Raw genomic sequence first — 10440 nt, 5'->3', positions numbered from 1 at the left:
CTGCTCCTCACGGCGCCACGCAGGCACCCACGTGCTCCTGGCCGGGGGTCGTCACGCCGATCGCCTGGCACTGCGCCATCGGCCCGGCCTCGGCGCATGCGTCCCCGGGCACGTCCACGTCGCACAGCGCCGTGCAGCAGTAGTCGTCGGGGTCGCACCCCGCCACGTTCTGCGAGCAGTGCAGCCCCGGTATGCAGCTGATCCCGGTCTCGCACGGCTCGCCCTGCCCATGCGGGTCGGCGCCCGACGGAAAGCACACGAAGCCCTCCTCGTAGCCACGCAGGATGCAGGACTCGGCCTCGCCGCAGCTCCCTGCGAGCAAGGGGTCGCACGCGGTGGCGCAGATCGGCAGCATGCCGATCCCCACGCACACGTCGTCGAGTGCCTCGCAGCTCCCCCCCACGCACAGCGGGTAGCAGACGCCGTCCCATGGGGCTCCCGTGGTGTCGAACGAGCCGATGCACCACGTGTCCTCGTTGCAGGTGTCGGTGCCGGCCACCACGCCGTCGTGCATGCAGGCGTCACCCGCCCCCCCGTCGCCGAGCACGGGCAGGCATACGAACTCCCAGGCTCGCTCGTCGCGACGCAGCACGCACTTGAAGCCGTCGGGGCAGTCCTGCACGTCGGCCTGGCACTGGGAACCGGTGGGATCGCCCCCGGTGGTCGTGTCCGGCGTTGGACCGTCCTCGGTGGAGGCGTCGCTCGTGGAGGTCTCGGGCTCGGGGCTCGGTGCCGTGCTCTCGGAGTCGTCCTCGACGGGATGGCTGGTCGAGCCCGAGGAGTCGGATGCGCCATGGGCGGCGTGTGGATCGGAATGGGTCGGGCTCGCGGGGCACCCGGCGCACCACGAGACCACGGCAACGAAGACGAGCGGTCGGGGCAGCATGATGGAGGAGAAGAGAACTTAATTAAAAATGATTTTCAATTACATTTTCATTCAAACACGGTTTTGCGCATAATCACCGGTTGAACACGGACTAATTGATAACAATTTTCAAAATAATTCCGCGCGTCCTTTCTCGTCTCGGCGCCGGGTCGGGGTTCGAAACGACGAAGGCCGCCCCGGGGGGCGGCCTTCGTGCATGTGCGAGCCGTCGGGCTCGGCTCAGCCGGCGAGGTTGCGCGCGGCGAAGTCCCAGTCGACGAGGTGGTCGAGGAACGCCGAGATGAAGCCCGGACGCGCGTTGCGGTAGTCGATGTAGTAGGCGTGCTCCCACACGTCGAGGGTGAGGATCGGGGTCTTGCCCTCGGTCAGCGGGTTGCCGGCGTTGGCGGTGCTCATCACCGACAGCGCGCCGGCACCGTCCTTGACCAGCCATGCCCAGCCCGAGCCGAAGCGGCCCGCGGCCTCGGCCGCGAACTTGGACTTGAACGCGTCGAAGCCTCCGAACGCGCGGTTGATCGCGTCGGCGAGATCACCGGTGGGCTGACCACCGCCCGCCGGCTTCATGCTGTTCCAGAAGAAGGTGTGGTTCCACACCTGCGCCGCCTGGTTGAACAGCCCGCCCTCGGTGGTCTTGATGAGCTCCTCCAGGCTCTTGTCGGCCTCGGGCTTGCCCGCGGTCAGCTCGTTGAGCTTGTTGACGTAGGCCTGGTGGTGCTTGCCGTGGTGGTAGTCGAAGGTCTCGGCGCTCATGTGAGGGGCGAGCGCGTCCTTGGCGTAGGGAAGGTTGGGCAACTCGAAGGGCACGGTGATCTCCTCTTGGGCTCGTTGGCTCTCGGGGTCGGGCGACCGCGACGGCGGCCGTCATCCGTCGGAGCGCACTGTGTCACGCGCCAATCGAGGGTGTCAAACGTCCTTGGCGTTGATTTCTTGGCGAAATTCGGCAGGCCCACCGGTCGTGTGGGCACGGTGAGGGCGTTATTCGGGGCCGGATCCGCACCTCGCGTGGTACCTTGGCGGGGCGAGCTGAGGCGTGGACCGGGATGGACCCGGCCGCGACCCAAGCGCCCCGCAACATCCAAGTGTCCCACGACGATCGCAACGACGCGAGCTATGGCCGGGCCGTGCCCGGACCCGGCTCGAAACCTCCTCTTCGCAAGGCCGTGACCGTCCCCACCATTCGCGCCGCCAAGGGGCGCGAGCCGCTGGTGATGGTCACCGCCTACGACGCGACCTTTGCCCGGATCCTCGACGAGGCCGGCGCCGATCTCTTGCTGGTCGGCGACTCGCTCGGCATGGTGATCCAGGGCAACGACGACACGTTGTCGGTGACCGTCGACGACATCGTCTATCACTGCCGCGCCGTGGCGCGCGGGGCCAAGTCGGCCCACGTGGTGGGCGACATGCCGTTCCTCAGCTACCAGGTCACCCCCGAGGAGGCCGTGCGCAATGCGGGGAGGATCCTCGCACAGGGGCGCGCCCACTCGGTCAAGCTCGAGGGCGGCCGCACGATCGCTCCCACCATCGAGCGCATGGTGGCCGCCGGCATCCCCGTCATGGCGCACGTGGGACTCACCCCGCAGAGCGTGCACGCCATGGGGGGCTTTCGGGTGCAGGGCCGCGACCACGACGACGCCGAGCGGATCCTCGCCGACGCCCACGCGGTGGCCGAGGCTGGCGCGTATGCGCTGGTGCTCGAGGGGATCCCCGGTGAGCTCGCGGCCCGCATCACGGCCGAGGTCTCCATTCCCACCATCGGCATCGGGGCCGGGGTGCAGTGCGACGGTCAGGTGCTGGTCTGCTACGACCTGCTCGGGCTGACCGCCGATCTGCGGCCCAGGTTCGTCAAGCGCTACGAGGAGCTCTACGACCGCAGCGTGGCCGCCGTGCGAGCGTACTGCGACGAGGTTCGCACGCGCCGGTTCCCCGCGCCCGAGCACACGTTCGGGGCCCGCAAGGGTCCGCGCGCGATCGCTTCGACGGGGTAGGGCGGTGCGCCCTGCTTCCCGGCAGGACCCGGGCCGAGCCAGGGCGGGGTGACGCGTCCACGCCAGCGATGATCGCGATCGAGGTCGATCGTTTGTGGGCCGCGGATCCCTGCGGCACAGTAGGGCCATGCGGAAGTGGTGGGTGGCCCTGGCCGGTTGGGGCCTGTCGTGCGGCGGCGGTGCGGGCCAGGACGCGGGCGTGTCGGTGGCAACCATCACCGAGCCGGACGCGAGCGGTGGGACGACCACGCCTGGCGCATCGTCGGATCCGAGCGGTGACACGGCGGTCGACGACACGAACGGCGGGCCCAACGTGCCGCCTGCGATCGAGGTGCCCTCGTCGGTGGCGCTGGCCGAGGAGGTCCCCTGGTCGCTGGTGGTCGGCGTCGTCGACCCCGATGACGCCGACGTGCGGGTGTTCGCGCTGGGCCTGCCGCCCGGGGCCCGCTGGGACGAGCCCACCCGGACCCTGAGCCTGCGCCCCGACTTCATCCAGGGCGGGGACGATGCACTATGGGAGGTGACGTTCGTTGCCGACGACGGGGACGCGCGGGTGGAGGCCAGCATGAGCCTGGCCATCGACGACACCGTTGCCCCGCCGTGGCCGATGGTCGTGGGCAGCGAGCCCGGGGATGGCTTTACGCGGCTCTACCTGTCGCAGGTCACCGATGACTTCCTCGACTCGCCCGGCTACGCGGGGCGCAGATACGACGCGGTGGTGACTCGTCCCGATGCCGTGCCTCCGGGGGAGCGGCGCCCCGTGCTCGTTCGGCTGCACGGCTTCGACGGGAGCCCGCCCACGTCGGGGTGGGAGGGCGAGTATCGGATCATGCCGCACGACCCCGACGACACGTACTGGTGGGGCTACGGCGAGGGGCTGCCGGGGCCATTGCCGACCGAGGGCGCCGTGCCTCCCTACACGCAGCGTCGCGTGCTGCACCTGCTCGAGTGGCTCCTGCGCAGCGAGCCCGGGGCGGATCCCGAGCGGGTGATGATCGCGGGGGGATCGATGGGGGGCGCCGGGGCGGCGACCATCGGGCTGATGCACGGGCGGCACTTCGCCGCGGTGGATGCCACGATCTTCCAGGCGATTCCGCGCAACCACCGGCCCTCGCGGATCGCCCAGCTCACCACGCGTTGGGGCGCGCCCGAGCTCTCGCTGGGCGACGGGCTCGATGATGGGCTCAGCGCCTGGGACCACATGGATCTCACCCGGGCGCTGCTCGAGCTGCCCGAGGCGCGGGCGCAGTGGATCTTCCTCGAGCACGGCAAGGACGACCCCACGATCCACTTCGGGGCGATGGTGCTGCCGTCGCCGCTGACCGGGAGCACGTTCTACGAGGCGCTGCAGGAGACGGGGGCCGGGCACCTCGCGGTGTGGGACGAGGGGGCGCACGGACCCGCGGATCCGGTGCTGGGCGACGGGTGGTGGCAGACCGGGTGGAATCCGATCTACGACGACACCGCGTGGGCACGGCGGGACACGGCGCTCGTCGGGTTCTCGAGTGCCTCGCACGATGGCGATCCGGGCAGCGGCGAGGGCAACGGCCTGCAGCCGTGGAGCGACGAGAGCGGCTACGCCGGCGTGCTCGCGGTGCCGGGAGACACGGGGTGGAACGGTGAGATCGCGGGGGCGCTCAACCGGTTCTTGCGCTGGGATGCCAATGGGCTGGTCGACGAGCTCGATCGCTTCGAGGTGCCGATCGTCGGGCTCGACGGCGAGGGCGGGCCGCCGCCTCGAGCCGGGTATCCAAGCGTCGGAGACCAGTACGACGGCGTGTGGCCGATCGACGTGGACGTGTCGCTGCGGCGGGTGCAGGCGTTCGGGTGCCGGCCGGGTGAAGTGGTCGACTGGAGCTTCGGCGAGCAGAGCGGCGAGGCGACCGCGGACGGGGCAGGGGAGCTGACGATCCCCGGGGTCGAGGTGGGACCGCAGTGGGAGACGCTGGTGGTCTCGCGGCGGTGGTAGCCGCCCAGCGCCCGACCGAAACGGTGGTCGGCGCTCACTCGCTCGGCACGGCTTCCCACCGACAGTCGCCTGCATCGACCCCTGGCGCCGCGCAGCACTCGAGCACGTGGTCCCGCGCCTCGCCGAACGCCGCCTCCCATGCGTCGAAGTCCGCGAGCTCCACGCTCGCCGTCGGCATCCAGTATGCCAGCTCCCAGTACGGGCTCCCCGGCTCGGCCGCCGCATGCACCTCGTCCTCGTACGGGTGGAGCTTGTGGCTCCCCATCGAGTCGGGTGCAAACGACGAGCACGTGTTGCGGCTGCCCAGTCGATGGCAGCTCGTACACGCATCGGCCTGCGGTGACACCAGGTGCATCACCCCGGTCGGCCGTGGCTCTCCCCGCAGATCCACCAGGTGATACGGCCTCTTGTTGGCGGCGATGCTCGCCCAGCCGGTCGACTGCAGGTGCGGCGTGTAGATGAACGGATCGTGATCGTGGCAGGTCACGCAGCTCGAGCCATCGTTGTACTTGAACACCTCGACCGAGCGCGCCCGCTCGTCCTCGGTGGCCTCGGACAGGTCGAGCGGCGGCGCGTCGTCCTCGTGCACCTGGTCGTTGATGTCGTCCCAGAAGCACGTCGCTCCGGTGCGCGCGTTGTGGCCGATGACGGCCATGTCCTCGAAGAGGACCGAGCCGTCGAGGTCGAGGTAGGGATCGCGGCAGATCCAGTACACCGACACGTCGCCGTGCGTGAGCTGGCCGAGCTTGCTGCCCTGCTGGCACGAGCCGGTGAGGAACGAGGGGTTGGCGCAGTCGGTCGCCCCCGGGGGGGCGGGCTCGAGCGTGTAGCCGGTCTCCGAGAGCACCGCGTGATGGGTGACGATCGCCTCCGCGTTCTGGCACTGCAGCTCGTCGACGGACGGCAGCCAGTCGTCGAACGCGATCTTGCAGCGGCACGCGTGGCACCCGGCGATGCCGTCCTCGCTGCCGAGATCGATGCATGCATCCTCGCAGGCGTCCGGCTCCGTCGGCTCGCCGGTCGAGTCACCATCGACCACGTCGGGCTCGGTGCCCGCCCCGCTGCCGCCGCCCGACGACTCCGAGCTGCCACCGATGTCCTCGCTGGCCGGCGTCACGTCGCGACAGCCCACGATGCCCAGGACGAGCGCGACGACGATTGCACGGCAGGAGCTCGAGCGCATTGGATTCCTCCGTGGCATCCATGGGTGCATGCTCAGCTCGGCACGACGCATGCGCCGGTGTGCTCGAAGCCGGGCGGGGCCGCGCCTTCCTCGAACCACGGGACGCACTCCATCGTCGGATCCAGCTCGCTGCACGCGCTCGATCCGACGAAGCAGAACGTGGTGCAGCAGCCGACTGCACCCTCGCAGGGCAGCCAGGACGCCCCGAGGCAGACCAGGCCGGGATCGCAGGCGTTGATGTACTCGCACGGGTCGCCGAACGCACCGAGGTCGCCGCTCGCATCCGGTGCGCACGAGAACGAGTCATGGATCGCATAGCAGCCCTGTCCCTCCACGCAGTTCTGCTCGAGGGGGCAGCACACCGGCAGGCACAGCAAGATGTCTCGCCCCTCACAGGTGGTCTCGGGATCCGCACAGTAGGGGTTGGACGCATCGCCCTGGCAGTATGCGACGCAGACCCCCTCGAGGGTCTCGGGGTCGACGTCCCAGCAGACCGCCCCGAGCACGCACGTGTCGAGCCCGCTCGTCCCGCTGCCTTCCACCGTGCAGGGCTCGCCGACCTCGTCGGGGTCGGGGGCGATCGGGACGCACTTGGTGGCATTCCATGCGCTGCCGCCGTCGTTCGACCATATGTTGCACTTGGTGCCCGCTGGACAGTCCTGGAGCAGGAAGTCGCACTCGTACGAGACTCCTCCTCCGTCGGGCTCCACGAGGAACAAGATCGGGGGATCGCCCGTGCTGCCGTCGCTGCTCGCATCGGGCTCGACCGGGGTCGATGTGTTGCTGCCACCGGCGCCGCCGCTCGAGGTGTCGCTCGGAGCCTCGCTCGTGCTTGCCCCTCCCGCCCCCACGGATGGGCTCGAGGGCCCGCAGGCAGCCATCGTCAGAGATGCGCACAGCGCATGAACTGAGAGCCACGGGGCCGGGAAACCCTTCATTTCACCATGATAGGGCTGCCATAGATCGCATTTCAATCCAATATTTCGAATATTTCAAAACCCATGGTCGGGGTTTGGTTGGACCGATGCCGGGTGCCGATCCCGCTTGCTTTTTTGGGCGCGCTGTACCGGCCTTGCGACCGCCCGATCCCGTCCTAGATGGTCTTTGAAGAGACCTCCGATCGGCGCATGCAGACGACGTGAGCGCAGACCGCTGCGTCCTCTACGAGGGCCGCGCCAAGGAGCAGGACCATGCCCACCCTGGCCGAGCTCGCCAACGAAGTGAACAACCGGCTCTCGCAGATCGAGACGCACACCAAGGAAGCGGCCGACATGGTGGCGCTCGTCCGGGGCGATGCCGCCGAGCTGAAGGCGGGCGTCGACGTCACCAACGCCACCGTCGACGCCGGCCTCGCCTTCCTCGGCCAGGGGCTGTTCTCGGTGCTCGAGGCGCAGCGGATGACCAACGCCAAGCTCGCCACCCTGGTCGATCGGGTCGAAGTGATGCTGGGCTGGGCGGCGAAGCTCGCGGACATGATGGGCAGGCAAGTGCGAGCGCTCGAGCAGGAACTCGCGAGCCGCGAGGACGCGCTCGCCGAGCCGGGCTCCACCACCCCCCACGAGCCGCGCGCTCGGGGCTGGGACGGCCAGTGGAAGCGCGAGCCATGACCCTCTTCATCCAGATCGACGCAGGCACGTGGGGCAGCTGCGGCGACGTGGTGTTCCCGGCCAGTGCCAGCGTCGATCTGATCCAGATCTCCAACAACGACACCGGCGACGACGTGGCCGCCGGCTACGGCGAGGACGCGTTCTGCGACGGCCTGGTCAAGATCTCCTACGAGCGCAGCACCACCGGCCCGTGCCCCGAGCGCCTCGACGTGCTGGTCAACACCGAGTTCGGGGTCGGCGACGACGGCATCGACATCATCATCGTCGCGGTCGGCAGTGGGTTCACGTTTGCCGACGGCACGCCGATGGCCGGCAACGGGAGCTCGTGCGAGCCGGGAACCTCGGGCAACCCGACCCGCTCGATCCTCGTGTTCTATGACGTCGAGGACAACAACGGTGAGGGCGTGTGCCTGAGCGCCGAGGACAACGGACAATATGACCTGTCCAACCCCACTGCGGTGCTGCTGTATCACGAGCTGTCGCATGCCCTTCGGCAGGCGAGGGGCGAGCTGCTGTCGCTGCAGACCGCTGACCCTTGCAGCGAAGCCTCTCCCGAAGAGCAAGCCGCCATGGTGGACGAGAACGACATGCGCCAGCAGATGGGCGCGCGCCGGCGCAATACCTCCAATCACTGCGCCAACCCGGGGCTGGATGGCTCGTGCGCCGCGAGTTGCTGCGTGGTGGCTACGGTGGCCACCGGCTCGCCATACTCGGCCGAGGTGAACGCGCTGCGCCGCGTTCGCGACGAGCTCTTGCGGCGCTCCGAGGTCGGCTTCGACTTCTTCGCCCGTCTCCACGACGACTACTACGGGTTCAGCCCCCAGATCTGTCGCCTGATGGCCGGCTCGCGGGTGGTGCTCGAGGAGATCCGCGACTACTTCGTCGGTCCGCTCACCACGTGTCTCGAGCTGATGGTCGCCTACACGCTGGGGCGCTCCGGCACCGAGGCGCTCGGCGGACGGGTGCTCGCTCGGCTTCGGCAGTCCCCCGAGCTGCTGCGCTCGACCCCCGAGGAGCTCGACGCCGCCGAGGCGGTGCTCGATCACCCCGGTCGCGCGGAGCTGACGGGGTCGGCCGAGCTTCACGAGCTCGCGGTGCTGATCGACGCGCGCGCACGCGGCAGCGAGGTGGTGCACTGGGCGTTGTTCGAGCCGATCCGCATGATCATCGGCACGCTGCGGCTGGTGCACGCCAACGCCAGCGCGGCCGCGATCGGCGAGCACCTGGCGCGCTCGTTCGATGCCTGGGCCGCCCAGCTCCCCCTCACCGACGTGTGGCATGGCCTGTCGCGCTTCGCCCTGGCGCAGGAGCTCGCCTTCCTGGGGCGTGCGCTGGTCCGCACCTCCGCCGCGCGGGCCGAGCTCGGCGCTCGGATCGCGAGCCACCTGTGCAATCACACCGACGTCGAGGCCCTGCTGCGGATCGCATGGGACGGCGACGAGGACGCCTCGCCATGAGCCCCGCGCTTCGCATCACCCATGCCACCCTCGACGACGACGGGCGCAAGCTGCGGCTCGAGCTGACCGTGGCCAACCCGGCCGAGCGTACGCTGCACCTCTACCGCACCATGCGAGCGGTCCGCTACGACGCGAGCACGCGAACGCTGCAGGTGCAGCTCTCCGAGCGTGGCCTCGAGGAGCCCACGCGCGTGGGCTCGTTCTTGTGGCCGCGCTTCACCTCCGTGGACCCCGGAGGCACGGCGAGCCTCGGGGTCACCGTGCCCCGTGTCCTCTCGCGCATGCGACCGGAGCAGGCCAACGGGCGCACGCCGATCATCGAGGCGCTGCCGGCCCACGAGGCCGTGGTGGTGGAGGTGGAGGTCGCGTGGAGCGGCACTCCGTTCTACGACGATCCTCGCCCCCGCGCGGGAGGTCCCCGCGCCCGTCTGGTGGCGTGGCCCCAGGGACTTGCGTGCGTTCGCTTCACCCGCGACGGTTCTACCGGTGAGCCCGACCGCCCGACCGAGCCCGAGCTCGGGCCGCGCGGCCCCATCACGAGCCCACCCGATCCGCGTTGACGGGGCCGGCTCGAGCGCGTCGCGATCGCGCGCTTGCGCGCGCTCGCGGCCTTGATACCTTCGACGCATGCCGCTGTCGCCCGAGCAGGAGTGGACGCTCACCGCCTGTGGCCTCGTCGCACACGCCGACGGCATCGTCGAGGCCGGCGAGTGGGATCGCGTGCTGTGGATGCTCGACGAGCGCCTGGGAGACGACGCGGCGACGGCGTGGTCCGAGCTGCTGGCCGATCGCGCGCGCCTCCACGCTCACATGGAGTCGCTGGCCCCGCCCATGCCGTTCTTCGCCGAGGGGATCCTCGAGAAGGCCTGGCGCATGGCACTGGCCGACGGAGAGGGAAGCGAGCAGGAGGCCACCGTCCACGACGCGCTGGCCGAGCGCATGGGCGTGCCCGGGCCCGAGGCCGCGCACCTGCGGGCCCAGTGGCTTCGGCAGGCGCATCGTCGCTCCGAGCTGGTGGCGGGCTTTGCCGCGATCCTGGCCAACCTCGACGGCCGCCTCGATCCGGCCGAGGCCGCGGTGCTCGACGCCATCCTCGAGCGCCTGCCCGTCGAGCCCGAGCGTCGTCCCGCGCTGGTGGCCCTGCGCGATCATCCCCCGCCGCTCGACGAGGTGGTGGGCGAGCTGATGCGCATGGACGCCGAGGAGCGCAGCATTGCGCTCTTGGCCCTGGTGCCGGTGGTCCACGCCAACGACGATGGCGAGCGCGAGCGGGCGCTGTTCCTCGAGGTCGCCGAGCGCGTGGCGATCGGACCGACCGAGGCCCAGCGCATGCTCGAGCGCTGAGCGGGCACG

Annotated in this window: 10 protein-coding genes; 6 read left to right on the top strand and 4 right to left on the bottom strand. The window is 70.0% G+C overall.

All coding sequences use genetic code 11. The annotated features are described in order from the left end of the window. Positions 1–7: 7 nt before the first annotated feature. Both OEB96_RS05020 and OEB96_RS05015 read right to left on the bottom strand, forming a co-directional pair. On the bottom strand, positions 8–886 hold the full coding sequence (locus OEB96_RS05020; RefSeq protein ID WP_266214290.1) for a hypothetical protein: 879 nt from the start codon (positions 884–886) through the stop codon (positions 8–10). A gap of 219 nt (positions 887–1105) precedes the next feature. Beyond that, on the bottom strand, positions 1106–1690 hold the full coding sequence (locus tag OEB96_RS05015; protein ID WP_266214289.1) for a superoxide dismutase: 585 nt from the start codon (positions 1688–1690) through the stop codon (positions 1106–1108). Between the two features lie 275 nt (positions 1691–1965). Here OEB96_RS05015 and panB point away from each other — a divergent pair, with 275 nt between their 5' ends. Together panB and OEB96_RS05005 are read left to right on the top strand one after the other, a co-directional pair. Further along, the gene (gene panB, locus OEB96_RS05010; protein WP_266214288.1) at positions 1966–2871 is read left to right on the top strand and encodes a 3-methyl-2-oxobutanoate hydroxymethyltransferase; all 906 of its coding nucleotides are present in this window, start codon (positions 1966–1968) and stop codon (positions 2869–2871) included. Positions 2872–2998: 127 nt separating this feature from the next. Beyond that, positions 2999–4840 carry a hypothetical protein gene (locus tag OEB96_RS05005; protein WP_266214287.1) on the top strand — a complete coding sequence of 614 codons (1842 nt, stop codon included), beginning with the start codon at positions 2999–3001 and terminating at the stop codon, positions 4838–4840. 34 nt (positions 4841–4874) lie between these two features. On the opposite strand, the gene OEB96_RS05000 is transcribed toward OEB96_RS05005, so the two are convergent. Both OEB96_RS05000 and OEB96_RS04995 read right to left on the bottom strand, forming a co-directional pair. Then, complete coding sequence (locus tag OEB96_RS05000) at positions 4875–6023, bottom strand: hypothetical protein (protein ID WP_266214286.1); 1149 nt, start codon at positions 6021–6023, stop codon at positions 4875–4877. Between the two features lie 32 nt (positions 6024–6055). Then, entirely contained in the window at positions 6056–6904 is an 849-nt protein-coding gene (locus OEB96_RS04995; RefSeq protein WP_266214285.1) for a ribulose phosphate epimerase, read from the bottom strand. Positions 6905–7213: 309 nt separating this feature from the next. Between OEB96_RS04995 and OEB96_RS04990 the strand changes: the two genes are divergently transcribed. From OEB96_RS04990 to OEB96_RS04975, 4 genes are all read left to right on the top strand, one after another. After that, positions 7214–7630 carry a hypothetical protein gene (locus tag OEB96_RS04990; protein ID WP_266214284.1) on the top strand — a complete coding sequence of 139 codons (417 nt, stop codon included), beginning with the start codon at positions 7214–7216 and terminating at the stop codon, positions 7628–7630. Further along, entirely contained in the window at positions 7627–9087 is a 1461-nt protein-coding gene (locus OEB96_RS04985) for a site-specific integrase (RefSeq protein WP_266214283.1), read from the top strand. The genes OEB96_RS04990 and OEB96_RS04985 overlap by 4 nt, the downstream gene beginning before the upstream one ends. After that, positions 9084–9647 carry a hypothetical protein gene (locus OEB96_RS04980; protein ID WP_266214282.1) on the top strand — a complete coding sequence of 188 codons (564 nt, stop codon included), beginning with the start codon at positions 9084–9086 and terminating at the stop codon, positions 9645–9647. Before OEB96_RS04985 ends, OEB96_RS04980 begins: the two co-directional genes overlap by 4 nt. A 67-nt stretch (positions 9648–9714) precedes the next feature. Further along, positions 9715–10431 carry a hypothetical protein gene (locus OEB96_RS04975; RefSeq protein ID WP_266214281.1) on the top strand — a complete coding sequence of 239 codons (717 nt, stop codon included), beginning with the start codon at positions 9715–9717 and terminating at the stop codon, positions 10429–10431. Positions 10432–10440: the final 9 nt, after the last annotated feature.

The organism is Paraliomyxa miuraensis (genome assembly GCF_026337845.1).
Taxonomy (GTDB): Bacteria; Myxococcota_A; Polyangia; order Nannocystales; family Nannocystaceae; genus Paraliomyxa; species Paraliomyxa miuraensis.
Note: the sequence above shows the minus strand (reverse complement) of the source record. Positions and strands in the feature narration are given on the sequence as shown.